This is a genomic window from Olivibacter sp. 47 (genome assembly GCF_030372825.1).
Classification (GTDB): domain Bacteria; phylum Bacteroidota; class Bacteroidia; order Sphingobacteriales; family Sphingobacteriaceae; genus Olivibacter; species Olivibacter oleidegradans.
The window spans coordinates 1,079,361-1,106,031 of the sequence record NZ_JAUCNR010000001.1; the positions used below are offsets into that span (position 1 = coordinate 1,079,361).

At 41.2% G+C, this 26,671-nt stretch carries 25 protein-coding genes and 2 pseudogenes; 9 read left to right on the plus strand and 18 right to left on the minus strand.

Annotated elements, in window-relative coordinates; translation table 11 throughout:
* Positions 1–312: 312 nt before the first annotated feature.
* The 7 genes and pseudogenes from QT327_RS04735 to QT327_RS04765 form a co-directional block, all read right to left on the minus strand.
* The gene (locus QT327_RS04735; protein ID WP_130856620.1) at positions 313–939 is read right to left on the minus strand and encodes a pyridoxamine 5'-phosphate oxidase family protein; all 627 of its coding nucleotides are present in this window, start codon (positions 937–939) and stop codon (positions 313–315) included.
* A gap of 120 nt (positions 940–1,059) precedes the next feature.
* Positions 1,060–1,914, minus strand: coding sequence for a helix-turn-helix domain-containing protein (locus tag QT327_RS04740; RefSeq protein WP_149106156.1), 855 nt, complete (start codon positions 1,912–1,914; stop codon positions 1,060–1,062).
* Positions 1,915–2,031: 117 nt separating this feature from the next.
* Positions 2,032–3,510 (minus strand): glycosyl hydrolase family 95 catalytic domain-containing protein, encoded by a 1,479-nt coding sequence (locus tag QT327_RS04745; RefSeq protein WP_354004810.1) that lies wholly within the window; start codon positions 3,508–3,510, stop codon positions 2,032–2,034.
* A gap of 102 nt (positions 3,511–3,612) precedes the next feature.
* Positions 3,613–4,364, minus strand: a pseudogene (locus QT327_RS28160) (glycoside hydrolase family 95 protein); the annotation flags it as partial.
* Between the two features lie 324 nt (positions 4,365–4,688).
* Entirely contained in the window at positions 4,689–5,498 is an 810-nt protein-coding gene (locus tag QT327_RS04755) for an MBL fold metallo-hydrolase (RefSeq protein WP_289552202.1), read from the minus strand.
* Between the two features lie 7 nt (positions 5,499–5,505).
* Positions 5,506–5,616: pseudogene (locus tag QT327_RS04760) on the minus strand (hypothetical protein); the annotation flags it as partial.
* A 38-nt stretch (positions 5,617–5,654) separates the two neighbouring features.
* Positions 5,655–6,638: a type I glyceraldehyde-3-phosphate dehydrogenase gene (locus QT327_RS04765; protein WP_289552204.1), complete on the minus strand. Its 984-nt coding sequence runs from the start codon at positions 6,636–6,638 to the stop codon at positions 5,655–5,657.
* Positions 6,639–7,035: 397 nt separating this feature from the next.
* Here QT327_RS04765 and QT327_RS04770 point away from each other — a divergent pair, with 397 nt between their 5' ends.
* From QT327_RS04770 to QT327_RS04790, 5 genes are all read left to right on the plus strand, one after another.
* The gene (locus QT327_RS04770; protein ID WP_289552205.1) at positions 7,036–7,611 is read left to right on the plus strand and encodes an isochorismatase family protein; all 576 of its coding nucleotides are present in this window, start codon (positions 7,036–7,038) and stop codon (positions 7,609–7,611) included.
* Between the two features lie 187 nt (positions 7,612–7,798).
* Complete coding sequence (locus tag QT327_RS04775; protein ID WP_149106160.1) at positions 7,799–8,344, plus strand: carboxymuconolactone decarboxylase family protein; 546 nt, start codon at positions 7,799–7,801, stop codon at positions 8,342–8,344.
* A 21-nt stretch (positions 8,345–8,365) separates the two neighbouring features.
* Positions 8,366–9,235 (plus strand): alpha/beta fold hydrolase, encoded by an 870-nt coding sequence (locus tag QT327_RS04780; RefSeq protein ID WP_130856612.1) that lies wholly within the window; start codon positions 8,366–8,368, stop codon positions 9,233–9,235.
* A 141-nt stretch (positions 9,236–9,376) separates the two neighbouring features.
* Entirely contained in the window at positions 9,377–9,787 is a 411-nt protein-coding gene (locus QT327_RS04785) for a nuclear transport factor 2 family protein (RefSeq protein WP_149106162.1), read from the plus strand.
* A gap of 89 nt (positions 9,788–9,876) precedes the next feature.
* Positions 9,877–10,455 carry a Crp/Fnr family transcriptional regulator gene (locus QT327_RS04790; protein WP_149106163.1) on the plus strand — a complete coding sequence of 193 codons (579 nt, stop codon included), beginning with the start codon at positions 9,877–9,879 and terminating at the stop codon, positions 10,453–10,455.
* Between the two features lie 383 nt (positions 10,456–10,838).
* Here the strand turns inward: QT327_RS04790 and QT327_RS04795 are convergent, their stop codons facing one another.
* Positions 10,839–11,744: a helix-turn-helix domain-containing protein gene (locus QT327_RS04795; RefSeq protein WP_289552207.1), complete on the minus strand. Its 906-nt coding sequence runs from the start codon at positions 11,742–11,744 to the stop codon at positions 10,839–10,841.
* Between the two features lie 157 nt (positions 11,745–11,901).
* On the opposite strand from QT327_RS04795, the gene QT327_RS04800 reads away from it, so the two are divergent.
* The 3 genes from QT327_RS04800 (at position 11,902) to QT327_RS04810 (ending at position 14,518) form a co-directional block, all read left to right on the plus strand.
* Positions 11,902–12,723: an SDR family NAD(P)-dependent oxidoreductase gene (locus QT327_RS04800; RefSeq protein WP_289552209.1), complete on the plus strand. Its 822-nt coding sequence runs from the start codon at positions 11,902–11,904 to the stop codon at positions 12,721–12,723.
* A 45-nt stretch (positions 12,724–12,768) separates the two neighbouring features.
* Positions 12,769–13,593, plus strand: coding sequence for an SDR family NAD(P)-dependent oxidoreductase (locus QT327_RS04805; protein WP_289552210.1), 825 nt, complete (start codon positions 12,769–12,771; stop codon positions 13,591–13,593).
* Positions 13,594–13,738: 145 nt separating this feature from the next.
* Positions 13,739–14,518, plus strand: coding sequence for a helix-turn-helix domain-containing protein (locus QT327_RS04810; RefSeq protein WP_130856606.1), 780 nt, complete (start codon positions 13,739–13,741; stop codon positions 14,516–14,518).
* Between the two features lie 241 nt (positions 14,519–14,759).
* Here the strand turns inward: QT327_RS04810 and QT327_RS04815 are convergent, their stop codons facing one another.
* Complete coding sequence (locus QT327_RS04815; RefSeq protein WP_149106165.1) at positions 14,760–15,581, minus strand: alpha/beta fold hydrolase; 822 nt, start codon at positions 15,579–15,581, stop codon at positions 14,760–14,762.
* 279 nt (positions 15,582–15,860) lie between these two features.
* Here QT327_RS04815 and rhuM point away from each other — a divergent pair, with 279 nt between their 5' ends.
* Positions 15,861–16,112, plus strand: coding sequence for a RhuM family protein (rhuM, locus tag QT327_RS28165; protein ID WP_354004748.1), 252 nt, complete (start codon positions 15,861–15,863; stop codon positions 16,110–16,112).
* On the opposite strand, the gene QT327_RS04820 is transcribed toward rhuM, so the two are convergent.
* The 9 genes from QT327_RS04820 to QT327_RS04860 form a co-directional block, all read right to left on the minus strand.
* A complete protein-coding gene (locus tag QT327_RS04820) occupies positions 16,007–17,302 on the minus strand; it encodes an HlyD family secretion protein (protein ID WP_149106167.1) in 1,296 nt (431 codons plus the stop codon). The genes rhuM and QT327_RS04820 overlap by 106 nt on opposite strands.
* Positions 17,303–17,313: 11 nt before the next feature.
* Positions 17,314–19,485: a peptidase domain-containing ABC transporter gene (locus QT327_RS04825; RefSeq protein WP_289552211.1), complete on the minus strand. Its 2,172-nt coding sequence runs from the start codon at positions 19,483–19,485 to the stop codon at positions 17,314–17,316.
* Positions 19,486–19,512: 27 nt separating this feature from the next.
* Positions 19,513–20,157, minus strand: a complete 645-nt coding sequence (locus QT327_RS04830) for a glycosyltransferase family 32 protein (protein ID WP_149106169.1) — start codon at positions 20,155–20,157, stop codon at positions 19,513–19,515.
* Positions 20,158–20,164: 7 nt separating this feature from the next.
* Entirely contained in the window at positions 20,165–21,097 is a 933-nt protein-coding gene (locus tag QT327_RS04835) for a hypothetical protein (RefSeq protein WP_289552212.1), read from the minus strand.
* An 11-nt stretch (positions 21,098–21,108) separates the two neighbouring features.
* Positions 21,109–22,572, minus strand: a complete 1,464-nt coding sequence (locus QT327_RS04840; protein ID WP_289552213.1) for a galactosyltransferase-related protein — start codon at positions 22,570–22,572, stop codon at positions 21,109–21,111.
* 14 nt (positions 22,573–22,586) lie between these two features.
* Positions 22,587–22,853 carry a hypothetical protein gene (locus QT327_RS04845; protein ID WP_289552214.1) on the minus strand — a complete coding sequence of 89 codons (267 nt, stop codon included), beginning with the start codon at positions 22,851–22,853 and terminating at the stop codon, positions 22,587–22,589.
* The gene (locus QT327_RS04850) at positions 22,850–24,367 is read right to left on the minus strand and encodes a TlpA family protein disulfide reductase (RefSeq protein WP_168204600.1); all 1,518 of its coding nucleotides are present in this window, start codon (positions 24,365–24,367) and stop codon (positions 22,850–22,852) included. Before QT327_RS04850 ends, QT327_RS04845 begins: the two co-directional genes overlap by 4 nt.
* A gap of 108 nt (positions 24,368–24,475) precedes the next feature.
* Positions 24,476–24,670: a hypothetical protein gene (locus QT327_RS04855; protein ID WP_149106173.1), complete on the minus strand. Its 195-nt coding sequence runs from the start codon at positions 24,668–24,670 to the stop codon at positions 24,476–24,478.
* Between the two features lie 120 nt (positions 24,671–24,790).
* Positions 24,791–26,398, minus strand: a complete 1,608-nt coding sequence (locus QT327_RS04860) for a vitamin K epoxide reductase family protein (protein ID WP_168204601.1) — start codon at positions 26,396–26,398, stop codon at positions 24,791–24,793.
* Positions 26,399–26,671 lie beyond the last annotated feature (273 nt).

Sequence of the window (26,671 nt, forward strand, 5' to 3'; positions counted from 1 at the left end):
GTGTTCGAATGCGAACACCCGGTGTCTGAAGTTGGACAGTGACTATTGCGCGTTGTGAGTGCCATCCTTTAACCTCAATTTTTGTTAGCATTTTGATTTTAGCTAATAGTTTCAGTTTAGTTCTACTAAGTTATAAAATAGATGTCATGTCACGATTTGTAAATATTGAGAAATTTCCCTCTCCTAGCCTACTGTGCTTCGGAAACGAATATAATCGGTTCTGTTCATTTTTTATGGGAAGCCGTAAGTTGATATGATTACTGATTTACTATTCGTTTCCTCTTTTCTGTGAATCAGCATAGGCGCCTGAAATCAGGTGATTGGTTTTATTTCCGCCAACTGCTGTTTTAATCGCTCCACCTCCTGCTTGAGTTCCCCGATCTGTCTGTCCTTGGGCGCTGTTATTTCGTCAATTTCCGACAGGCTATATTTCGGAGTGATGTGTTGTGGGCAATTCCAGTCATAGGCCTTGATGTGGAACAATAAGATACGTTCGGGCCTGAATTTATAGTCTTCGGGTTTGAGAAAATCGAACAGCTCCGGCCTATCATCGATCTCAACGATTTCAGCCTCGGCATACATCTTCAACCTTGCCCGCATTGGATAGGATACAAAAATCAGGGATACCTTGGGGTTCATGGTAATATTTCCTAGGGAAATGTATTGCCTATTTCCTGTGAAATCGATCAGACCGATCGTTTGATCATCAATTACCTTTACAAAACCTTTCGGCCCCCCTCGGTGCTGAATGTAAGGGTAACCATTATCCCCGAAGGATGCCATATAGAAGCTATCCAATTGACCGAGAAACTGAATTTCAATAGGTGTCAACCCATCTACATAAGTCATTTTCTCGACGCGCTTATAAGCCGTTCTGCTGCCCAGTTTTTCCTGGAGGGTTTTAACGACATCGGTAAATGCAAGCTTTGGGTAATTCATATTAATTTGTTATGATGATTCTGTACTATATGAAAGCTTCATGTTTCATACTCCAAAGATCCATCATAAACAAATGGCGATGTTAGGCAGAAATTCCTTTAGTGTAAACAATTTTTCCTTTTAGGCTGTTGCCCGTTCGGATTTCTCGCGGTACTGCACAGGAGACATTCCTTCCCTACTTTTAAAGAAACGGCTGAATGTTTGGACGTCCTCATAGCCGAGCTCATAGGCAATTTCCTTTATCGATCGATTCGAATAATTAATCTGTCGTCTGGCATGGATCATGATACGATCATGAATAATATTGAGTGGACTACGGTTGGAAACAATGGAAAATAGGTTTGATAGTGTTTTGGGAGATTTGTTAAGCCTGGAGGCATAATAGGCAACATCATGGTGCTCAGCAAAATGCCTTTCAACCAGATAGTTGAACTCCCGGACAATGTCGCTCTGATTTTTCTCCAGCTTATGAAAGTTTGTGGAATGGGTCAAAATGCGAGCGGATAAGATCAGCATACGTTTAAGGATGGCCTGCAGCATGTCCTGCTGTAATAGGTCGCTTTTACGGATTTCCGAAGAGAACATTTCCCAGGAGATTTCAAAATCCCTCAAGTTTCTTTCATCGACAGAGACGATGGGAACACCCGAAGCGCCGAAGAAAAGAAATCCCTTGCTACCCACCTCGTTATCATGGTTTACTATACAGTAAAACGGCTGATTGAACCGTACCATTCGCGCAGATTCCAAGTCAATGGCATCAATCTTGTGAAATTCGGTAAGGAAAATAATCTGATGCTTTTTCAGTTGGTAGGGGATTCGGTCGATGGTAAGGTTCATAACCTCGCCCGTGTTCCAGATAAAGGTCATATCCGTTTCTTTTACATCGAAAACGAGATTAATGTTTTCTTTATCCAGCTCATGCACGCCGATGCATTCGTTCGTATTATTGACAAAAAGCATACTTTTTCTTTTCAAAGATATAACGATATCCCAAAGTCACAAACTCGGAATCAACTTTTAAACGGATACTATGAGGTATGGTATCGATTGGTGACACGACATACTGATGAGCAATGATTATCTTCTATTATTTTAGGAACGTACACTACTAACTATTTCGTTGATCTCGCCGTTTACTTTTACTTTTACGCGTGTAGGATTCGGTGAAGTAATGTGGTAATGAGTTACCTTTCCGTCTTTCCACTCGAAGTCTACCGTAAAGTTGCCACGGGCCTTTAGACCCCTTATTTCCCCGCTTCCTTTCCATGCATCGGGAAGGGCCGGCAGTAAGTCAATTATTCCGTTATGGCTTTGCAGCAACATCTCTGCGATTGCGGCAGTGCCACCGAAATTACCATCGATCTGCATGGGAGGGCCCGCTGTAAACAAACTCGGATAGGTGCCGCCGCCTGCACCGTAGTTGACGTGCGTTTCCCGGGTAAGTGTCAGTAATTGCTTGAACAATTTATAAGCCCGGTTACCATCCAACAGGCGGGCCCAGAAAATCTGTTTATAAGCAATGGCCCAGCTTGGACCATCATCTCCCCGTACATTGAGCGACTTTTTTGCAGCTTCGGCCAATTCAGGAGTTTTATAAGGCGAGATGAGATCGGCCGGGAATACGCCATATAGGTGGGAAATATGCCGGTGCTGCGAGTCAACTTCCTTGTATTCTTCCAGCCATTCCAATATCCGTCCGTCCGAGCCGATCCGGCCGGAGGGGGCCAAGTGTTTTAACTTATTCCGTAGGGTATCTTGGAAGGCGGGATCGATGCCAAACAGTTCCGCAGCGGTCAGCACATGCGTAAACAGTTCGCGCGTAATCTGATTATCGATCGTTGGCCCCATGCAGACATTGGCATGGTTGCCGTTTGGAAGATAAAACGCATTCTCGGGCGATACCGAGGGGCCGGTTACTAACCAACCCGATTTTGGATCTTCCATGAGCGCACTATTGTAAAATTGAGCAGACCCCTTGAGAACGGGATAGATGCGACGCAGGTACGCTGTATCCTTGGTAAAAGCATAGTGTTCCCAAAGATTATTGCATAACCACCCCGATCCCGCATTAGCCACTCCCCAGGAGGCGCTTTCGCCGGGCTCCGTGTATCCCCAAATATTGGTAATAACATGCGCCACCCATCCGTCTGCCGCATAGTAGGCTTTAGCGGTTCGGGTTCCGGGCTCCACCAGTTTAGCTACCAATTCAACCAAGGGAAAATCAAGTTCACTTAGGTTGGCGGGGCCAAGATGCCAGTGGTTCATCTGCACATTGACGTCGAGGTGGTAGTCACCATTCCAGGGTGTTTGTATCTGGTTGGCCCAAAGTCCCTGCAAATTGGGCGGCAACAACCCGACCCGCGTACTGCTAATACTCAGGTAGCGTCCGAATTGAAAAAATAAGGCTGCCATTTGCGGATCGGCATCGGCGTTTTCGGCAAACCGGGCTAACCGCTGGTCGGTAGGCAGTCCGTCGGTAGTGGGTTCTCCTATCCGGATATCCAATCGGTTGAAAAGCTTTTGGTAGTTCGTGGTATGCTGCTGCAATTGCAAGTCATAGGTTTTGTGCATTGCCTCGGAAAGTGTATGCGAGGAAGCAGTCAAGTAATCAACGTTGTTGAAATCTGTTGCTGTGGTCAGATAGATTTCGGCAGCGTCGGCTTGCCGGATAATCAGTGCATTTTCCGTCACTTCTATGTTGCCACCCGTTGTCTTTGCTTGTATGCGTGTAATAAACCGCATGCCTTGTCCATCCACCCCATCGTCCAACTGTCCCACCAATTGAAGTTCATTGCGTACCGTTTGGGCAGTTGCCCGCTCGGGCCGGTCGATTGTGATACGGACGTTGATTTTCCCTGATCGGTCGGCTCGAAGCCTGATTACACCTACGTCATCGCCAAAGCTGGTAAAATACTCCCGTGAATACTGTGTGCCTGCCAGGGAAAATGCCGTAGCCGAGCGTGCGTCATTTAGGTCAAGCTGGCGCCGGTAATCAATCGGTTCATTCGTTGCCGGTTCTCCGTAGTCGTATGCTAGGTGCAAGGTGCCCATCGTTTGAAAACATCCCCACTGCTTCCCGCCGGACCCAGGCCCCCGGCAGATAAAATGAGCATCTACCAGCTTCTGTGCCTCATCATTTTCCCTTCGCGCAATAGTTTCCGTATTTGGGAAAGGTAGTTATTTGCTTCGTAATTATTGGCATCTTGCAGGCTACCGGACCATAGCGTGATATCATTCAATACAATGGTTTCTTCGCGTATTCCACCATCGGGCATCATGCCGATCTTTCCATTACCCAACGGAATGGCTTCTTCCCATTGCTGAGCCGGTTGGGTATACCATACTGTGAGTGGCTCCGCGTCGCACCGGATGGAAAAAAAAATAAGACAGAAGGCTAAGTTTAAGAAAATACGAAAACACAACATAGTACTAGGGAATAATTGTAATATCTTTCATTCGATACAAGAAAACATTCTGTTTTTTTATGCACACCCCGATCCTCTGAAATGACCTCGGCCATGGGTTAAATTTAATTTTTGGATTATCGTTTACTATTGGTTCTAACCACTGAAGGAAATGAACGAACAAAAGTAGCAGGCTTTGTGCGCTCAACAAATGGATGATTCTGTGAAAAACATGGATAATATTACCATTAATTGAGTACGGCAATTGCCCATCATCATATTTACATCTTGGACTTAATGGCTTGGTCGCTGATGCTCATACATGCGGTACTTTAGTGTCAAATGCTAATTAGCAATCGAATCCTTATTAATAGGAAGTGCGGTAACAACCCCCGCTTCCAATATTTGCAGTTGGTGCTCAATACCGAGAATACGGAAAGCTTCTGTTAAGCTTGAGGTATTTTCGGTATAGTGTGACCATCCTTCTGCATGCAAAGGAATCAAAGTTGCCTGCGGAAATATATGGGCGGTATCGATTGCATCATTGGTACCCATGGTAACATTGAAAGGACCGCGCGGTCTCGCTGCTCCGGCAAAAATGAAAATATACCTAGGATTGATATGCTGTCCGAGCTTTTCGATTTCGTTGTAGTAAACGGTGTCACCGGTGATGTACAGCTCAAAGTCATTGTCGCCACTGACTGACAGATGAAAACCGATCACATCCCCCGTAATTGATTCGATACCCGCAGGGCCATGACGTGCCGGTGTCGCCGTGATCTTAATCCTATCACCGTTGGGCGCGTCGTACATGCGATACTCACCCGGATCAAGACCGATTGCCGTTCCTTTCAACCGCTCAGCGCCTACTTTGGTCGTTAGCGTAGTCTGTACTTCTTTCAAAAAATTCCGCCCGCTTCCATCTAGGTTATCGAAATGCTGGTCGTGACTTAAAAGAACGATATCTATGGGAGTCTCCGGAAAAGCAGCGGGTCCGGAATATTTCTTTTCACTCATCCGCTCGTTCAGGACGAATTCCGTGCCTGCAGGATCAAGCGTTGGATCGGTCATTAACCGCAAACCACCTATTTCCAGCACTACCGTAGGACCTCCCAGGTAAGTTGCTTCCAGCGGGGCAGTCGATATTTTTTTCATTTTTCTGTTAATGTTTATTTTGATTTATAAAATTTAAGCGCTTCGCACTATCAGAAGCAACAACCAGTCCCGCAGCCATCATAACCACGTCTTTCAGCACAAGACGCCCTGCGCCAGATAAAACATGAAAGAAGGGCTTTCAGGATGGTTCAGTATTTAAATAGACTGTATCTGCCTGATCATCTGACTGGTAAAACCCCACTCATTATCGTACCAAGCCATCACCTTAACGAGATCACCATCAACCACGCGCGTCATCTCCAGGTCAATGGTGGCTGCGAACGGACTTTTGATAATGTCTGTGGAGACAAGAGGTTCGGATGTAACGGCCACTACCTGATTATATCTTTCGGTTTCGGACTCTTCGGTAAGAATCCTGTTGATCTCCTCCACATCGTTAGCCCGCGCTGCAATAAAAGTAATGTCTGATATGGAACCGACCGGAACGGGAACCCTTACGGCAATCCCATCAAATTTACCTGCATATTGAGGTAAAGCCTTCGTAGTCGCGATTGCTGCTCCGGTTGCAGCTGGTGCGAGGTTAATCCCTGCAGCCCTACCCATCCGCGGCTCCCGTTTGGAAGGTGCATCAACCAGCGCCTGCGAAGCGGTATAACCGTGTGTTGTATTCAAGATCGCCTTTTTTATGCCAAGTCGCCGCCCCAGGATTTCAATTACCGGACTTATGCTGTTAGTCGTACAGCTGGCACACGAAAATACAGACACCTTCCCATCTTCCGTATTCACTCCGTGCACAACGGTAGGTGTATCTTTAGTCGGACCCGAAATTACTACGTAGCTCGCACCTGCGGTCAGATGCTTTTGAGCATCCGCATTGTTCGTAAAGATCCCGGTACTTTCAATTACCACATCTGCCTGTACAGCCTTCCAGGGCAATTGCTCAATGTCCCGGATACTGTGGTAAGCTATGGCCTTGCCGTCGACTAATATGTTATTACCTTCAACGCGTACCTCTTTATCGTATTTCCCGTAATTGCTGTCATATTTGAGCAAGTATGCCGCATTATCAATACTCATCAAGTCATTTATGGCAACTACCTCCAGATCCGCAGTTTCAGCGGCTATCTTAAGTGCGGCACGTCCTATACGCCCGAATCCGTTTATTGCTATTCTTTTCATACTATATTTTTGTATTTTGTTTTATTTTAACTCAAAGTTGCAGCATAAAGAAAGATTGTTGTTAGGCATCAATTCCCGTCGTGTTGGCAATATTTCCTTCTAATTAAAATCTGTTTTTGTTCCTGATCTCCTCCGGTATTCATCTCCGTCAGTGCCACTAGATTTATATAATGATTATACCAACAGCTCATCAAATCATTCGTACCGTTCTCTTATCACTGTTTATATTGTCTTATCTGTTCGCTAAGTTCATCTATATTCCAATTAAAAAGATTGACATTTGTCAATACTTTTTTTTAGCAAAAGTCATCGTTGAGCGGGTAAAGAACGAGGCAAATTTGTGTCATTAAACGACCGTCTGGTTGGTAATGGGATTAACTATTTAAAACAAAACATTATGCACACAAAAGCTTTTAATCCGGAGAATTCAGCGATATTGTTAATTGATCATCAGGTGGGGACAATGGGCTGGACTCATTCACATGACATCAATCTTGTTAAACAAAACGCCATAAAATTAGCTAAGATTGCTGCTGCACTTAATCTTCCGGTTGTATTGACATCTAGTATGGAAGAAAATGTTCAGGGTCCGCTGATTTCAGAACTTGAGGAAATTTTACCTGAGGCATTCGCAGCGCGTATAAGGCGACCGGGCATTGTCAATGCGATGCATCACGATGGCTTCAACAAAGCAGTGAAAGCACTTGGCCGCAAAAAACTGTTTGTAGCAGGTGTAACGACAGAAATCTGTGTTACGTTTCCTGTTTTGCAAATGCTTGATGAAGGGTACGAAGTTCAGGTCTCTGCCGATGCTTCGGCGTCATACACAAAATATGGGGACGAATTGGCATTAGCACGCATGCGCTCGGCAGGAGCTATCATTACAACCGTTGATCAGATTATTTCAGAATTGGCAATTGACTGGACGAGTCCCAAGGGTCAGAAACTGATGGGTATTCTAAACTATCATTAGATTCAGCCCCAACGGTAACCCACATAAATCATCGCATTTTTCAATCTCTTAAATTGAAAATGCTATCAATTTTTTAGATGGGAAAAATTGATAACTCTTCGGGAAAGGGCGCCTAACATCTCCTTTTATATAATGGTCAACTTTGTGCTATCAAATTAGATAAACAAAATCAAAAATTAAAAAAATTATGGCACGTATTATAATGGTAGACCCAGCAGAAGCTACCGGAAAAACAAAAGAACTGCTAGATGTTGTAAAAGCTAAAATGGGTATGGTTCCTAATATGATGAGAACGATGGCGAATTCTCCCGCAGTGCTTAGCGGTTATCTTGGATTTAGCAGTGGGCTTAGCACCTCATCTTTAGGTGGTAAATTGGGTGAACTTATCGCGTTGACGGTAGCCAACGGAAACGGATGTAATTATTGTAATTCAGCTCACAGTTTTGTTGCCGGGAAAATGGGCATCAAAGATCAGGATGTTGCGGATGCGCGACATGCCTCCTCTACAGATCTAAAAATAAATGCCGCTTTAACTTTCAGCAAGGAGATTTTAAACAGCCGGGGTGCGGTCTCTGAGGAAGCATTAAGTAGTGTTAGAGCAGCAGGCTATAATGATCAGGAAATAGTTGAAATATTGGCGCAAGTTTCATTGAGCATTTTCACCAATTATGTCAATATTCTTGCGGATACGGACATAGATTTTCCTAAACAGCCACCCATTGAAAAGAAATAATAACCACTAAAAATTTAAACGATGAAAACAACTTTCAAAACCGAAAATATTAATGGAGTAGATATTTTTTACAGAGAGGCAGGAGATAAAAGTAAACCGACATTGGTATTACTTCACGGATATCCTACATCATCACATATGTACCGCAATCTTATCCAGTCCTTATCCGACAAATACCATTTGATTGCTCCGGATTACCCAGGTTATGGTAGAAGTGAGCAGCCACCGATGGCAGAGTTTGAATATACCTTTGACAATTTTGCGAGAATAATTACAGCTCTTTTAAAAAAGCTTGAAATTCAAAAGTATAGTCTATATCTGATGGACTATGGTGCACCAATAGGTTTTAGAATTGCCAGTGCAAGCCCTGAAAAAATAGACACACTGATTGTACAGAACGGGTGCGCGTATGAGGAAGGATTGGAAGCGTTCTGGGATCCAATCAAAGCTTACTGGGCCGATAAGAACAACAAAGAGGCAGAAAACACGTTAAAAGGTTTTCATGATCTGAACGGCTTAAAATGGCAATATACACATAACGTTCCTGATCAAAGCGTAATCTCGCCGGACAATTGGGAAATTGATTTAAGACATCTTGAAAGACCGGAAAATGGTGCGATACAGCTTGCTTTATTTTATGACTATCAAAACAATGTACCATTGTACCCTAGTTGGCAACAATATTTCAGAGATCATCAACCGGAGATGCTGATTGTTTATGGGAAAGACGACTATATTTTTCCCGGCGCTGGAGCTGAAGCCTTCAAAAAAGATGTTAAGAAACTCGAATTTCATTTGTTTGACACCGGGCACTTTGCTTTAGAGTCACATGGCGAGGAGATTTCGGCTATCATAGATGATTTTCTTGAGCGAAAAGTTCTTGCGAGTTAATCTTTAATTGCTTTTGTGTGTTGCTTAAGAATATAATTTCCCATTCACTGACGTTCAAGGTGAATGGGAATTAAGATTGGGGATTTCAATATCCGAAAATAGTACCGTTATTCTAATAACTAGCTCTAAAAACACTAAATCATGGAACAAAGACATCCTTTACCTCCATTTACCTTGGAAACAGCACTTCAGAAGGTTCAATTGGCAGAAGATGCATGGAACTCTAAAAACCCGGAAAAAGTTGCGCAGGCCTATACATTGGATAGCAAATGGAGAAATCGATCAACTTTTATAAATGGCAGGCAGGAGATTATCGAATTTTTAACTGAAAAGTGGAAAAGAGAACTTGACTATAAATTAAAGAAAACGCTGTGGGCATTCACTGATAACCGGATCGCCGTTCGTTATGAGTATGAATTTCATAATGCCGAGGGCCAGTGGTTCAGAGCATACGGCAATGAAAACTGGGAATTTGATGAGAATGGATTCATGCAAAAAAGATTTGCAAGTGTGAATGACCTTCCGATAGATGCATCGGAAAGAAGGCTGTAAGACACCGGTTAACTTGTATTTTGAAAAGCGGAATTTTTTATTATTTTTGGTATGCATGCTATTTGTACGATACCAAAAATTAATGAAGAATGTACGACCCGCTTTTTGATTATATCGAACGATACAGCGATGCTCAACTTCTACCTTTTGATAGGGACCGTATTGCCAGTATCATGAAACCTAAAAAACTCCGTCGTAAACAGCTGTTCCTCGAAGAGGGAAGTATATGTGCATATACGGGCTTTATTCTTAAAGGGGCTGTGCGCCAATTTAGCATATCGGAAAACGGTATGGAATGCATTAACCAACTATGTATTGAAAACTGGTGGATCACAGATCGCGAAAGCTTTATACATCGTATTCCGTCAACATATTATATTGAGGCATGGGAGGATACAGACCTACTTGTCTTTCGGAGGTCGGATCTTGATTTACTTCTGGAAATACCCGCGATTCAACGTATGTTCTGGAAAATGAGCGAAAATAATCACATCGCATTTCAAAAAAGGTTGGACGCAGCAATAAGCTTAAATGCTTTGCAACGTTACGAAAGATTCTTACGGTGTTATCCGGAAATCGTCCAGCGATTTCCTCTTCATCACATTGCATCATATTTAGGAGTAGTGAAAGAAACTTTAAGTAGAGTAAGAAAACCAAGTAAAATGTAAAGCGAAAACAGCGGTTCTATCTCCTCCACCTCAAGCCATCCAGGTCAATATCCAGATCGTACGTATATACACTAAAATCCGGGAACTGTTAGTGGCCCATAAGGATGTATTTTTGAGGGTAGAACAGGTAGAAGAACAGATGATAAAACAGGACCAAAAAATCGAGGTGCTTTTCAGTTATCTTAGTAAGTTTATTGAAAAAGAAGAAAAGCCGAGAAAAAAAGTTGGATACGAGATCGGAAAGAATAAAATCTAACAGATGTTGTAATTCTAGCCGTTTATGTTCTTATTTCAAATTTAGGGGGCACTTCTCTCGTAAAATCATTATGTTGATATGATTACTGATTTACAAGAGATTTGGTATATAATATTAAACCTTGAAACTAATTCTTTGCTTCCTTGAATTGAGCCGGCGTTAGGCCTGCTACTTTTTTAAATAGACGCGTAAAATACGATGGGCTTTCAAACCCCAGATCATAGGCAATTCCGGAAATGCTGCTGTCTGATCCCAACAATAGATTTTTCGCTTCTGTTACCAGATAGATATGGACATGCTCCAGCGCGGTTTTCCCGGTTTCCTGCTTCAGAAGATCGCTCAGATACCTGCTTGACAGAAACAGTTCTCCCGCGAGATAGTTTACGGTGGGCAACCCATCTTTTAGGTGCAGTTTCTTATCAAAATAGGTCTGTAATACTGCCTGAAACCTTTTAAGCGTTGCGCCCGAAACGTTGTTGCTTCGATCCGAAAACTGTCTTTTATAAAAACGGTATGAATATTTTAGGATGGAATCAATATGTGACAGTATAATTTCACGGCTGAACTCATCCGAGTTTTCGTCATATTCTTTCCTTATCTTTTCATATAGCTCCCACATAATCACTTCCTCAGCAGGCGATAAGTGAAGCGCTTCGTTTATCTCATACTCAAAATAACCATAGTTTTTGATCTGTTTATGCAGGATGTGTCCGGCCAGGTAATCCTCATGGAAAAATATAACAAAACCCTTTTCTGCAAACTGGACGTTACTGACTTCGATAATCTGTCTTGGCTTCACGAAAACAGCGGAACCGTTGCTGTGGTCATATTTTGTTTTACCATAAAGGACATATCCCGACTTGATCTTTTTCAGGGCAATCATATAAAAGTCACCTGTGAATCTGTCTTCTCCGACCGAATAGGTCATAAGTTCTTTACAGGTCATCAGGCTTAAAAGTGGATGTTTTGGAGTTTCAAAGCCACTTCTTTCGTGAAGTTCGGTTATGCTTTTATAATGATTGATCTTTTCCAATGTGTCTGATTTTAAAAAATTACTCGTTGAAATGATCCAAAATTACATTTTCGTAAATCTGTGCTATTCTTCCGCTGATATGGAGTAGAGCAAAGGCCTGGTCTGGATATAACTTTGTCTTATCAAAATAACAAATAAAATTCTAAACAATAACAAAATGGCAAAGACAATTTTCATTACAGGCGCAACATCGGGATTTGGAAAACTATGGGCTGAAGCACTATTGCAACGTGGAGACAACGTAGCGGCAACCTCCAGAAGAGCTAACGCTTTTACAGCGCTGTCAGAAAAGTATGGTGATCAGTTTTTACCGCTACAGCTTGATATTACCGATAGAGAAGCCGTATTTGCTACCGTTAACAAAGCTAAAGAACATTTCGGTCAGCTTGATGTGGTGATCAACAATGCAGGTTATGGAGTTTTCGGTGCAGTAGAGGAAGTGAGGGAAAAAGTAGCAAGAGATGTTTTCGATGCGAATCTGTTCGGAACACTATGGGTGACGCAGGCGGCACTGCCGATCCTGAGAGCACAGGCCCACGGACATATCATCCAGCTTTCAAGTGTACTCGGTGTATGGAGCCTTCCCACTTTCGGTATTTACAATGCAACCAAATTTGCGGTAGAGGGACTTAGTGAAGCGCTGGCTAGTGAGGTCAAAGATTTTGGTATCCATGTAACTTTGATTGAGCCGAATGGGTACAAAACTGAATTTGGAGGAAGTTCAGCGGTATTCGGCGATTCGCTCGATGTATATAATCCATTGAGGGAAAGCTTGGGGAAAATTGAGGGACTTGGACCGGATGATTATGGTACTCCCAAAGCCACTGTTCCAGCTATCTTGAAACTGATCGACAGCGAAAACCCGCCGCTTAGACTATTTCTGGGCAAATTGGGATATGTCAAAACAGAAAGGGTTTATGGTGAAAAACTTCAGCAGTGGAAAGAATGGAAGGATGTTTCAGAAGCAGCGCATGGATAATACGGTGCTTTTTATAAATAGGTTAACAAAACAAGAAAAATAAAAATGAGCAAAATAGTTTTTATAACAGGAGCTTCCAAAGGATTTGGAAAAATATGGGCTGAGGCCTTACTTAAAAGAGGGGATAAAGTTGCCGCGTCGGCAAGAAATATCAGTGCGCTGGCAGATTTAAAATCTGCTTACGGTGACAGTATTTTAGAAGTGAAATTGGATGTTAACAGCCGTGAAGATGTTTTTTCAGCTGTTAAAAAGATCAAGGACCATTTTGGACGGATCGATGTAGTGATTAATAACGCCGGCTTTGGCTTGTTTGGAACAACCGAAGAAACATCCGAGCAGCAGGCCCGTGATCAGATGGAAACCAATTTTTTCGGATCACTGTGGGTCGCTCAGGCAGTATTGCCTATTATGAGGGAGCAAAAGAGCGGTCATATTATTCAGGTCTCAAGCTTTCTTGGACTAACGACACTGCCATTATTGGGATTATATAATGCTTCGAAATTTGCCGTAGAGGGTTTGATCGAAACGATCGGTTCGGAAACTGCCCACTTGGGTATTAAAACCACTTTAATTGAGCCCAATGGTTTTGCAACAGATTGGGCTGGAGCATCTGCGGTTCAGACTTCTTCGGAGATTACGGATTACAACCCGGTGCGCGCAGCTTTTGCAGAGAGCGGTGACAATCCTGACACCTGGGGAAAACCGGAAGCGACCGTTGAGCCGGTTTTGAACATCATCGATAGCGAAAATCCGCCCAAGCGCATATTGTTCGGTAGAATTGCCTATCAGGTCATTAATGATGTATATACCAAAAGGCTTGAAGATATCCAAAACTGGAAACAGGTCAGTATTGCTGCTCACGGACATTAGAAGAAGCTGAAATGACTCATCGCTTGAATGATGATCGTTAACAACACCAATATCGTGATCATACAGTAGGACATATCAACCTTTTTTTACGTTAAATGAATCCTGCCTTTGGTAAAATCTTTTTAACATAGATAAAATTGAACCGATGCAACATTATAAAACCCTTACAGCATTACATCTGGGCAATCAATGGGAAGCCCCGCAGCATCCGCTCTTCAGTATGATCGGCTGTCAGTCCGAATGTAAATTGGGAAATAGGGAATTTACGACCGACTGTTATGTAATTGCTTTTAAGAAAATTAAATCCGGCAATTTTATGTACGGACGTACGAGCTATGATCACGATAACGGATGCCTTTTCTTCGCCAAACCACGGCAGATCATCGAAATGAAAGATCTTGAATTCGAAGAAAAAGGATATATGCTGATGATCCATGAAGATTACCTGCATGGTCATGAACTTTTCAAAGAAATCGAGAAATACAGCTTTTTTGATTACGAAGTTACAGAGGCGCTGCATCTTTCCCCGAAAGAAGAACAGATTATATTGGAGCTTCATTCAAAAATCCAGACAGAATACTTTAATAATCCGGACGAATACAGCCGTGAAATTATTTTGAGCCATATTTCCTCTATCCTGAAGTATGCGCAGCGCTATTACAAAAGACAATTTGTTGATAGGGCGCAAGTCATCGGGAAGACAGCGTCCAAGTTTAACGATCTGCTGAGAAAATATTTAAATCAGGGTCTGATGGTAAAAAGCGGGCTTCCGAATGTGGCATTTCTGGCTGATCAGCTATTTGTTTCTCCACGCTATCTGAGTGATCTGCTGAAGCAGGAAACCGGAAAGACGGCAATGGAGCTAATTCATATCTTTATGATTTTAGAGGCCAAAACTTGCTGCGGCTGGGGAAAAAGGGCATAGCCGGAGCTAAAATGAAGATCAGGTAATCGGAAGCCCACTTATTTTGCGGGCTTCCGACGGCTACGATTCGTTGTTTGTCGGTTGCTTATTCTTTTCTGTATACCGATCAACCAGAAAGTACAGTAGCTTGGTAAAAACAAGCTGGAAAGGCACCAAGATCAGAATGGTTGGCAAAGCATATTCTATTCTGGTTTGGGTATGAAAATTTGGAACAAACCGCCACTATAATGATTATGTTCGATTAAGACCGGATAAATTCCAAAAGGTCTTTATTAATAGTCTGATGCTCTGTGGTAGGCATTCCGTGCGAGAAACCAGGGTACGTAATCAGCTTCCCGTTTTTCAGCAGCTTCGCAGATTTTATAGCTGAATTCTCTATTGGTACGATTTGGTCATCTTCACCGTGCAACACTAAGACCGGAATATCAACTGCCTTTAAATCTTCTGTAAAATCAGTTTCTGAAAAAGCTTTAATTCCATCATAGTGGGCAACGATGCCGCCCATCATTCCTTGCCGCCACCAGTTCCTCTGCACACCTTCCTTTATATCTGCACCTTCACGGTTATAGCCATAGAAAGGGAAAGTTAAGTCAATATAAAATTGGCTTCTATTATTTAATGTCTGTTCTCTGATATTGTCAAATACTTCCATTGGGACACCATCAGGATTAGATTCACTTTTTACCATAACAGGCGGAACTGCACTGATTAAAACAGCTTTCTTCGCTCTACCTTTGGCATACTTGTTTACATAACGGATTACTTCACCGCCACCTGTGGAGTGGCCTATGTGTACCACTTCTTTTAACCCCAAAAACTCAACCAGCTCAGCCGCGTCAGAAGCGTATTGCTCGATAGTGTGACCATAAATATTCTGGCTGGAACGGCCGTGACCTCTTCTGTCATGCGCGATTACACGATAGCCTTTTTGTAAAAAGAAAATCACCTGTGCATCCCAGTCGTCTGAAGATAATGGCCATCCATGATGAAACATCAAAACCGGGCCTTCTCCCTGGTCTTTGTAAAAAATCTCTGTTCCGTCTTTTAATTTTAGCGTGCTCATTTTTCTTAAATTTTTAAAGTTTGTGATAGTTAATGTCAAGTAATCTTGCCCTAATTCTTTAGCAAAAGTAGTGCAACCAAATTCATTCGATCTTAATCTAGGTTAAGATCGCAAAAATTAATTGTAATTAAATCCGATCGGCTCACTTTGCCTGCATAAAGTATGCTATCTATAAATCCCCGGGAGGATAAAACGACTTAGCTTTTTTTGGTTAATCAGACGAAACAGCATATAAGTCTTCACATCGATAATTGTTTTAAAGAAGGCGAGTTAAATAGAGTGGCAACTGTCAAGGAATCCTTGACAGTTCAACTTGAAGGAAATAGAAAGGTAAAACGGAAAATAGAGCCCTATAATCTCGATGTTATCATTTCGGTTGGATATCGTGTTAAATCTTCACAAGGCAAACTGTTTAACGTATTTCTTTACCTGTTCTTGAATAAAGAATACACGTTATCGAACAGCTTATTTAGTAAATTTCTTTTCTCGGTTATAACTTCTGCATTTGCTATCAAGCCATTTTTTAGCTGAATTTTTCGTTTATAGGACGTATTATTGCCATTTATGAGCGTGATCTTTGCGCTATATAGCGAATCAGAAAAGTTTATATCGGAGAGATAATCTATTCTGCCATGCAGAAGACCGAACTCTTGATATGGATATGCGCGAACTTTGAGCAGTACTCGTTGTCCTTCTCTTACCTTTCCCAAGGAAAATTGATCAATATGTAACCGGCCAATATATTCACTGATACGATTAGGTTCGATAAAAAGAGCAGGCTCGTCGGCGGTAAGCCATTGCCCTTGCACCAGTCGTTTATGAAAAACAACCGTACCGCTTATACTTGCAGTTAATACATACTTTCGTTTCCATTGATCGAGCTCACTCTTGAAGTTATTGATGACGCTGAGATAACTTGCTTTTCGCTCATTCACTTCATTCTCCAAGGTTAACATTTTACTTTGTATCTGTTCCATTTGAGAACGGTTAGCTAAAATGGCTGACCTTGTTTGCTGAACGGGCATTTCGCTGTTAATGAGCCGACTCTCCGCATATCTGTATTCTTGCGATGATATAAGCTTTTTGTCGAAGAGCTTTTTATAAGCATCATAATTTTCTTTCTGAAGGCGGTAATCATCTTCCTGTAACTGTAACTGTTTCGAAGCCTGAAGGTTTTGAGCCTTTAGATTGTGAATTTCGTTTTTCATAGACTGGTGTTGCTTTGCCAATAACCCACTTTCCAGAAAAGCGCTGAAACTAATGAATTTTTCCAAAAACACTTGATAACTGCCCTGTAATTCCCCTAAATGCCTTACACTGGCTAAGTTAAATGTCCCTAATGTTTTAAAATCTTTCGAAGCGGCATATGCAAGCATCGTATCAATCTTCTCACTTAAAGCAAGAATATCACGATGTTGAGCGGTGCTCTGTAAAAAACCAAGAACCGAGCCGCTATCGACCTGCTGAGTCTCTCTAACCAACAGATTTACTAACTTTCCGCTGCTACCTGCTACCACGGCTTGTGGTGGTTGCTTATTCTCAATTACTGCAGTAGCTTTTAAAATATCAGGGGCGGGAATAAATGCAGCTGCGACTACAAAAATAACGAGTATGGTAAAGAAGATACTTATCCCCCACCGTACAAGCCAACTCGGCACATCGGTGATGATGTCTTGTAGCTCTTCACTAAAATCGTTGTTGTATTCTTGAATAGTTGGCATATGTGACTACGTTAATTTTCGAGCTCCAATTGATTGCTTACCAATTCGTAGTACTTACCCTTTAGACCTAAAAGATGATGGTGGGTACCTTGCTCAACAATACCTCCACCGTCTAGCACCACAATATTATCAGCGGTTTTTACCGTGCTCAACCTATGGGCAACCACAACTACCGTGCGATTCACGAAAAAGGAATTTAAATTTTCAATAATCGCTTTCTCATTATTTGCATCGAGCGCATTGGTAGCCTCGTCAAAAAAAACAAACGGTGCTTGCTTATAGATCGCACGCGCTATTAAAATTCGCTGTTTTTGACCTTGGCTAATTCCATTTCCTTCTGCGCCAATCTGCGTCTTTAATCCGTTTGGAAGAAGTCGGACAAAATCTTCTAAACAAGCCATTTGAATTGCTTTTTTTAACAAACTCTTGTCAACTGGCTTTTCAGAAAGCGTAATATTTGCTTCTATCGAATCGGAAAATATAAAGCTATCTTGCATCACAACACCACATTGGAGTTTCCAAAATTTTGGGTTAAACTGTTCCAGTGATATATCACCTATTTTGATATCGCCATGATACGACTGATAGAATCCTAACAGCAGTTTAACCAGTGTTGTCTTCCCGCTGCCGCTTACGCCAACTATGGCCGTCGTTTTTCCTTGCGGTATATAAAGGGTTAGATCTGTTAAAACGGGTTTGCCTCCCGGATAACTAAAACTGACTCCCTTCAAGGAAATAGTCACACTCTCTGGCAGTTCGTTGTAAAGTAACTTGCTTTCTCCTTCCTCATCTTCCAGCTCGTAAAGATCATTAAGTCTTTCCAAGCTAAGCTTTGCATCCTGATAACTTTGCACAAAGCTTAAAAATTGTTCGACGGGACTACTAAGCTGCCCAATTATATACTGGACGGCTACTAATCCTCCCAGCGACATATCACCGCTTATTACAGCTGTTGCTACGACATAAATAATCAATAAATTTTTCCCTTCGTTGAAAAAGACCCCGCCCGCTTGTTGATATTGCCCTAAGGCTAGCGAACGCACATTGAAATGAAATAATTTTGCCTGAAGATGTTCCCAATCCCACCGCTTTTTCTTCTCAGTGCCACTCAGCTTGATCTCTTGCATACCCTGCACGAGTTGTATCGTTGTGGATTGCGTCTTGGCAGAAATATCGAAGCGCTTATAGTCGAGCTGCTTTCTCCTTTCTAAAAACACATAGATCCATACACCGTATAACACGGTGCCTAAAATAAATATTCCAAAGACTTTCAAGTTGTAAAATGCCAGCACCATTGAAAATATCAGCAGATTAAAAATCGAAAAGCCGATATTCAGGGTTTGCCCTGTAAGGAAACTTTCTATCCGCTTCTGATCGTCAATACGTTGTAATATATCGCCTGTTTTTTTTGAATCAAAGAAACTGATAGGCAAGCGCATTAATTTGCTAAAGAAATCTGTAAGTACAAAGATGTTAAGACGCGTGCTTATATGAAGCAATATCCATGATCTTATAAAATCTACGCCTGTACGCCCTATTAGTAGTGCGAATTGGGCAATAAGTAACAGGTTAATCAACGCCATATCTTGCGTGGGAATACCTATGTCAACAATCGATTGTGTTAGGAAGGGTATCAAAATCTGCAAAAAACTGCCTACCAAAAACCCAATAAAGAGTTGCGCAAGAAGTTTTTTGTACCGAAACATGTACATGAAAAACTTGCCAAAGCCTGACTTTTTTTCTTCTTCTTCTTCCGATTTAAAAAAAGCAGGTGTTGGATCTAAAAGCAGCGCGATGCCATTTCCCTTATCCTGGCCCCAATGCTGCAAAAACTCTTGCTCGGAATACCGAATAATACCCATACCCGGATCGGCAACTGTAAAATTACTCTTGCGATGCTTAAAGAGCACAACGAAATGATTTTGATCCCAGTGTATAATAGCCGGCATAGGCGCTTCCTTGAGCTCTGAAAGAGGTAAGAATACGCCGCGTGTGTGAATTCCTATTTTCTCCGCAGCATCTGCTATACTATACATTGACACGCCTTCTCGATTTATCTGACAGTAATCCCGTAATTGCTGAAGGCTTATTGACTTACCGAAATACGCGGCAACCATTTTCAGGCATATGGGACCGCAATCCATTTGATCTAACTGCCGATGGAATTTTATTTTTTTGGACATAGGTTAACATCGCCTTCCTTTATATATTCATTTTACATTATCTAGCCAGGTATGCAGCCAATAATGGATGGCCGCTTTGCTGGGTTGTCTTTCCGCCATTTCCCTTATTTCATTGTAATCATATTCGAAAAGTTCCTTTACCGGAATTAGCTGCTGACGGGTTGATGAATTTTCTGCTAAGGTATCTCGCATCCGGTACGGCCCTGAATAGTAGGGGGTCGAAATAAGATCACGCATACCGCTTTCATAAGCAGAAACGATATCTTTAGCTACTTGTAGCAGGTAATTCTCCCTTGGCGGTGCACAAAAAAACTCCGACGCCAATGAATCATTTACAGGATCAATTAATAAATAACCCTTTGGACATGCTAAATGATACCTAATAAATTCATTCGGAATAACCAACTGAACGTCCCAATCTATGTAATAACCGCCGTGTCGATATACAATTAAATACCGCGCAATATCTGCTGCTTCTGCGAAATTTCTGGCTTGTTTAAAGGCTTCTACAGCAAAGGGGAATTCGGATTGTAGAAACTGCATCAGATCATCATCGTTCCAATATTTAATTGTGAAATCCAACTGTTTGAGCAATTGCCAGGATGCAAGACAATGCTGAACGACATCGTTTTTAACGCCACCTACAATTTGATGAATTACCGTTGGCACCATAGTACAATTAACAAATTAAAAGAATATGATTAAGAGTATTCCGGCCGGCTTTTGTTAACGAGCTTACCATCTCCACCACTCTCGGTTGATGGTTATAGTCAGGTAGCGCACCTCCGTACACCAAGTTGGTATAACGGGTTAAGTCGTGTTCCTGACGAAAACCTAACGAGGAGTTCAATGACGCAAAGCTTGCCGTCCAACGTTTATATCCTAACGATATGGCGGCTGTGTGTGCACAGGAACACAGAAAGTGTAAGGATTGATGATCCGCATTTTCCGGCCCTGCACGCAGACCTGTTTCGATTATAGATTCTGACCACTCTATTAGCCGATAAAGTGTTTTTTCAATCGTGTGAACATTAATACGAGCTGGCAATAAAAAACTGAGCACGATCAGCGTCTGGCCCGCCACCCTTATTACATCCGAATCCGTAAGACCGGTGTTCGGCATAATCTGTTGATCAACTTTATATCGAACGTCATCTGTAAGTAGTACCAAGCATTCCTGAAAACAGAGTTGACGGTACCTATTACTTTTTGGGTTTATATTGCTATTTCGCAATTGAAAGTACAACGCTGTTCCCAGTGAACCTTGTTGTATATCAAGGTTTTCATTGGGAGCATAAATAACCGCTTTATACAATTCATCATCAATGTCTTCCAATATTTCATCGGTGTTGAAGGGTGCAAATGAATTTTGAACAATCCACTCTAAACCCCAACCTATCCCCGCTAAACCATTTAAAAAGTTTAAATTATCAGTGTTTAATACCAAATCTGGCAAATCATCTAATATTGCAAACGCTTTTCTTGTGTCTTGTTCACCCCTGGAGTGGAAAGCTTTAAGAAAATGGTGGATACTTCGCCCGATATGCGACTCTAAAAACCGCACACTTTGTTGACTGGTTAACTGGTTGTCTATGCCGATCGTTTGTTCCATGTGTACATTATTTAACGCCAATGCCATGCTTCTGTATAGGCTTTCAGTTCGTTTTTATCCATGTTGCAAATCTTGAAATACTCCTCCATATATCGTTCCTGTACTTCATCGGCCATTTTTGAATTTTCCGATCGGGGATGCGGTAGATGATAAAGCGCTCCTCCTACGCGATCGATTCGGAAACCCAACGTATCCATCCGCTTCATACGTTCTCGATCTTCAGGGCCCCAGCTTTTGAAATGCTCATTTTCCAATCCGGCCGATATATAGCTATTCCGATTAAGAAAAACCACACCTCCGCATGAACGCCTCGTATCAACAACAAACTTGTTTTTGTTAACGGACAATAAAGACGGATCCAAAACTTTAGCGAACATCTGTTTGAACAATTCATCCAGCAAAACAAAGGTCCCATCATAAGGATAAACCATATCGCAAAAATCATATCTTAAGCGGTTTACACTTTCCAAAATTTGTTGAATGGGTATTACCGCGTCCGTATCATAAATTGCTATAATGGGCGTATCTGCTTTCTTAATCAACCAATTATTTAGGCTTGTCCTATGTAAAATCGGATTCTCATCTTCTAGAAAGAACAGTTGGCACCCTAACGGTAATAGTGATTTATCGACGCGGGCCATGGAATCGGACTCCGCAATTAGTATATGGGTTTTAAAGTACTTATCGAGATAGCTACATACTTGATAAAGGTTTTCTAATCTTTCTTCCGAGTCAGCTCTGATGGGAATTAAGAAACTTGTATCACTGAGATCTGCTCTTTTTTGGGTATCCCGAACCCGGTGTACATACTTAATCACAGCATGTGAAGCGATTTCTTTTGAAGAAAAATTGAGTTTTGAATCATGCCATGGTGAAAAATTTGCATAATCAGTTTTTGAAAAATTTTTTCCGTTGCCCCTTTGAGCGGATCCTGAATAATGTAAGATTTTTGTTGATTCATAGAGGACATTGGGATCATCGGCCCAACAAAATTTCAACTCATCATGTGTTTTTACTGTTATATCTAATGACCAAGCTCGCCATAATATTGCCCACATGTCGGCATACCAAGCTTGTAACCCGTGAAATTCACTACGTCTTAAACCTGTTAAGAGATATTCCTCTTCGGCCTTTTCGTTATTAAAATCACTGAGATGATAATAAAGATTTTCAGTATCTTCTTCAATAGTGTACCAAAAATCAGCTTTTACATTTTTCAGGAGATATTGTGCACCACCGGTATTTTTGTTATTTTTAAGTATCGTAGAAACGGGTATGTCCATTACTTGACACATTTCACTTAATAGTCTATCACCTCCGTATTTCTTAATGTATTCGACGGATAAATATGTATGAGTATCAGAAACGTACCAGGTATCGCCTCTTCTCAATTGCTCGAAATCAGGTAAGGTTCTGAAAATAACATCTGAGTCGTGATAAAAAATAATTGCTGATTCAAGGTCTTTAATTCGCAAATAATGCTGCCTGATTAAGTTTGGTCTAATGGAGGATGGATAAGACCTTCTCTTCCTGGTATCGGGATATATAAAAAACGGGCTTTATCCCTATTTTCGTTTATAAAAGCAGAAAATTCATCAGACAGCCCTTTTTTTTGCTCGTATCCAATAAGCACATGTATTGCAGATGGATGAATGCCCATATCGCTAAAATTCAGCAATTGAATCTCCAATTGCCAGATAAAATAAAATTCATCTGGCTGAGCTGAAAGATATATTATGGTATCATTCGTGTTCACTCGTTAAGCAGTTTATCTATTTCTTTAAAAAGCTGCTCGCTCTGGGACGGCCAAGGCAAATTGTTATTGACCAGCTTGCCATCTTTATTATACAACATGTACCTTGGTATGGGCATCACTGGCTGGTTAGTGATTTTTGATATAACGGGATAGGAATTGTTTGTTATCAGGTAATGATATCCTTCAAGCTGATAAAGTTCAATATCCTTTATCCAGCCATCGCCGTTTTTTGGAAAATCGACAGATAGGTATAGCAGCGCAAGGTTATTTTTCTTACTATAATCTTGCACGAGTTTTGCATTGGAAAATTCTTTTTTACAAGGAGCACACCATGTAGCCCAAAAATCAATTAAAACAGGTTTTCCTTTAAAATTTTGCTTTACAAAGTCGCCTAAATCTTTTAATGAATCCGTACTCAAAATTTCGAATGTATTGTCTTTGGCTTTATATTCGCCAAAAGTGTAGGGTCCGATTTGACCGGTACTTGATTGATCGAAATACTTGTTGAGAATCTTGTTGTAAGGACTGGCAGGGAAAGCTTCTTTAAACCGTAGATAGGCATTTACAATCTCTTCATTACTTTTAGTCTGAAAATTCACGTCGAACAACAAATTGGTTGCCAGCATTTTCTCCTGCAGCTCGGCAGGTGCCGCATCTCTAACTTTATCGCCACCTGTCCAAAGGCCTAAAGTATTCCTTGCTGTTCCTTCCAATATGCCCTTGTCTATTAGGCGACATTTCTCAACTGCATTCTCGGTCCGGGTGATGATAAAGACATCTCTATATTGCTCACTGAAAGGATCGTACTTCGTGAAAAGGTATTTGTATAGTTGCTGTATCTGGATATCTGATAATTTTATCTGATAATGATCTTTGATATGGGGTTGATTTCGGTTTGATATTACATTGGAAACTGTCAACAAAAATTTGGCCTCAATTTCGCGCGTTGCCTGTTTACAGAAATCTTCGGAACATGCCTTATTTTCCTTTAATGTAGAAAGTTCAGCAAGCAGCGTATTTTTAAATTGTTCCAACGACAGTATTAGGCGATCATTACCTTTGGCTTCAGCTAAAATTTGTGCTATTTTCTGTTCAATAATGTAGGCTTTGTTATAAAGATCGGAACTTAGAAAATACTGCTGACCCTTTGCATTATTACCTTCAAATGAAACGACCGGCTGATTTTTTGCACCGGTTTGTGTTATATTTATATGCAGCGAATCGCCTGGTGTTAGGATCAACCTCAATTTCGGAATATAAGGATTGTTATTTATCATCACCATCATAGGTGAGTTGATTGGTAGACTTTTTTTGAAGGTGCCGTTCTGAAAAACGGCTTTTTCATACATAAAGGCTTGATTGGCCGGATCACCATCTATCGACTGATAGAACCACACTTCTGTACCATCTTTTGCATTGGTATTTTTCCCGATAATTACTGCCTGCTGTGCGGAGGAATAGCTACTAAAAAATAACACGAAATATAACAAGATATAAACGCTTTGCCTTCTCATAATCATTAACCATCATAGTTCATAGAAATCCTCAATGCGGTCTAATGACTACATTGAGGATGAATTAGTGAAAACCTTCTCGGTAAAAAGGCTTTTACATGTCGGAGTCTAGCAAGAATCCCAACACCCCTGAAGTGATTTACAGCCGTAAGAAACTCCATTACATGTACATGGATAAGTTCCGGATGGACAATCGCTGCCACTGCTTGATAGCGCTTTGCCGCCTAAAACATTCTTTAATTGTTCTCTGGTTAGTACCTGCACGTTGCCTAACTGCTTCGCTTTTAAACTTAGCTTTTTCATAATTTTGATTTTTTAAAAAAATAATTGATATTGGTCACTTTTTTGAAGGTCGACCAACCCTTTGTCAATACTCTCCCTTGGAGACTACCGACGATCTCTAGCAAACATCAGCAAGGAACACTATAGCAAAAAATACTTTAAATCCTCTACTGTATAGAATGAGGGGATCCTTCGCCCATTTATATATATGGTTGGTGTGTATCGAATGTCATTATCGACGCACCACTGTTGCATGTTTTCCATTTCGTGGTCAAATTTTTCAGCATGGATTGATGGGTACTTTTCTTTGAAGCTTCTTAAATCCTTTTGATCACTTAAGTACCAGTCGTAAATAGCAGCTTTTAATTCACTTTGGTCGTACTGACGTGAAAGGGACAAGAAATGTCGGATTGTATCGGCATGTTGGTCATTATTTGGACGAGAAAAAATGATCTGTAAACAGACGTTATCGTTACGATCAATAATTTCGTCTAAAATAGCATGCGCCCGCGAACAAGGATCGCAATATGGGTTGCAGACTTTTACGATGTTTATTTCTGCGTCCGGGAAACCGAATCGAAAGCCTAATAATTTATTTTCGTTTACGATAGGTTGCTGAACGGACAGCAAATCTTGAAACATTGTCGGATCTTTTTTCAAGCGCTCGAAACGAAATAGTTTCTGTTGCTCCTTTTTTACGGTTGCTATATAGGGAACTAGCAAGTTTAAAATCAAGTATACGAATGAAAGACATACAATTAACGTGGATGACAGTATAACCTGACTCTCTTGAAAAATGATCTGCTGTATCCAGCCATCGTAAAAGCCGACCGTCAACTGCAAAACGAGTACACTTTGTACGATTAGGCACAATGCACACCACTTTCTAAGAACGAAGGCTTGTTGATAAAGGGAATAAACAATGACAGGTACGACTAAAACGTTTAAAAAAAACAGAAAATGGTAAGAAACGGGAGCATATGCAGCTTGGAGTATTAAAAACAATAAACTTCCTAAAAAGAATGTACCACCTAACAGTACTAAACTATGACCAAACAACTTTGCCCCTTTTGAACCGGAAACCTGCGAACAAGGAGAAGTTGATGCTGCGCTTCCGCAAAACATTTTTACGAGGCTTGTGTCTACGTGAAGAGATGACATAAGCAATAACATAGTGGCTGTAGCACCGACCAGCAAAAGCACATTATAGGCTATGTACGGCCATCCTCCACTTCCTAGTTCAGTATAAAGATAAAAAGTGAGCAGTAGTGTTAATACAGGAACAAGAAGTAACGCAACGGTATTTAACACGTGACGTTGTCGATCCGAAAGCAAGCTTTCGCGATCGTGGTTCTGCTTTGCTGAAAGTGTAGGCTCAACTAAAAGCAGATTATTTGAGCAGATATCTGCAAAGCTTTCTAATGACTTTGATGAATATCGAAGTGTTGTTGGATTCAAATAAGAAACGTTACTGCCGTTGATAGATCTTACTATGGAAAGAACGTCGCCTTCTTTATGCTGAATCTGTACCAAACAGGGTAGCATATTCGGTTCCAATGATGCTGGGGATGCCTGTATTGGGAGATTGTCAACACCAAAATATTTTAACGTATCTGAAATGGACAACAGGCTTGGATAATCCGGATGACTCTTGATCTCTTTTGAAAATGTAGATTTAGACACTTTGACATCTAGCTCTTTCAATAGTGTATATGCAACATCTAGCAAAATATCCCTTTCTAACAGCATACCTTTCATAATTAGGAAATTGGTTACATTGGTTATCGAGTCTTACCTTCTAAGTGGTTCAACTATATGCTTGTTGCAATGATATAAAAATCCCCGAGGCCTATGAAAAAGTTTACACATAATCTACCAGACTTTACACATAAAGAGCTACAGCTTACACTAATGAAACAATTTATCACCGATAGGAGACACTTATTAACGTTAAATTGAGATATCTAAACGTTATCGCATTACAATTAAAATCCATCGCGATTGAAAGAAACGTTTGGTCTG

What these genes read in the sequence shown, in the direction of transcription:
- QT327_RS04735 (WP_130856620.1), bottom strand. Translation starts at nt 939, where the DNA reads ATGAATTACCCAAAGCTTGCATTTACCGATGTCGTTAAAACCCTCCAG.
- QT327_RS04745 (WP_354004810.1), bottom strand. Translation starts at nt 3,510, where the DNA reads ATGCACAAAACCTATGACTTGCAATTGCAGCAGCATACCACGAACTAC.
- QT327_RS04755 (WP_289552202.1), bottom strand. Translation starts at nt 5,498, where the DNA reads ATGAAAAAAATATCGACTGCCCCGCTGGAAGCAACTTACCTGGGAGGT.
- QT327_RS04765 (WP_289552204.1), bottom strand. Translation starts at nt 6,638, where the DNA reads ATGAAAAGAATAGCAATAAACGGATTCGGGCGTATAGGACGTGCCGCA.
- QT327_RS04770 (WP_289552205.1), top strand. Translation starts at nt 7,036, where the DNA reads ATGCACACAAAAGCTTTTAATCCGGAGAATTCAGCGATATTGTTAATT.
- QT327_RS04775 (WP_149106160.1), top strand. Translation starts at nt 7,799, where the DNA reads ATGGCACGTATTATAATGGTAGACCCAGCAGAAGCTACCGGAAAAACA.
- QT327_RS04780 (WP_130856612.1), top strand. Translation starts at nt 8,366, where the DNA reads ATGAAAACAACTTTCAAAACCGAAAATATTAATGGAGTAGATATTTTT.
- QT327_RS04785 (WP_149106162.1), top strand. Translation starts at nt 9,377, where the DNA reads ATGGAACAAAGACATCCTTTACCTCCATTTACCTTGGAAACAGCACTT.
- QT327_RS04790 (WP_149106163.1), top strand. Translation starts at nt 9,877, where the DNA reads ATGTACGACCCGCTTTTTGATTATATCGAACGATACAGCGATGCTCAA.
- QT327_RS04800 (WP_289552209.1), top strand. Translation starts at nt 11,902, where the DNA reads ATGGCAAAGACAATTTTCATTACAGGCGCAACATCGGGATTTGGAAAA.
- QT327_RS04805 (WP_289552210.1), top strand. Translation starts at nt 12,769, where the DNA reads ATGAGCAAAATAGTTTTTATAACAGGAGCTTCCAAAGGATTTGGAAAA.
- QT327_RS04810 (WP_130856606.1), top strand. Translation starts at nt 13,739, where the DNA reads ATGCAACATTATAAAACCCTTACAGCATTACATCTGGGCAATCAATGG.
- QT327_RS04815 (WP_149106165.1), bottom strand. Translation starts at nt 15,581, where the DNA reads ATGAGCACGCTAAAATTAAAAGACGGAACAGAGATTTTTTACAAAGAC.
- QT327_RS04820 (WP_149106167.1), bottom strand. Translation starts at nt 17,302, where the DNA reads ATGCCAACTATTCAAGAATACAACAACGATTTTAGTGAAGAGCTACAA.
- QT327_RS04825 (WP_289552211.1), bottom strand. Translation starts at nt 19,485, where the DNA reads ATGTCCAAAAAAATAAAATTCCATCGGCAGTTAGATCAAATGGATTGC.
- QT327_RS04830 (WP_149106169.1), bottom strand. Translation starts at nt 20,157, where the DNA reads ATGGTGCCAACGGTAATTCATCAAATTGTAGGTGGCGTTAAAAACGAT.
- QT327_RS04835 (WP_289552212.1), bottom strand. Translation starts at nt 21,097, where the DNA reads ATGGAACAAACGATCGGCATAGACAACCAGTTAACCAGTCAACAAAGT.
- QT327_RS04850 (WP_168204600.1), bottom strand. Translation starts at nt 24,367, where the DNA reads ATGAGAAGGCAAAGCGTTTATATCTTGTTATATTTCGTGTTATTTTTT.
- QT327_RS04855 (WP_149106173.1), bottom strand. Translation starts at nt 24,670, where the DNA reads ATGAAAAAGCTAAGTTTAAAAGCGAAGCAGTTAGGCAACGTGCAGGTA.
- QT327_RS04860 (WP_168204601.1), bottom strand. Translation starts at nt 26,398, where the DNA reads ATGCTGTTAGAAAGGGATATTTTGCTAGATGTTGCATATACACTATTG.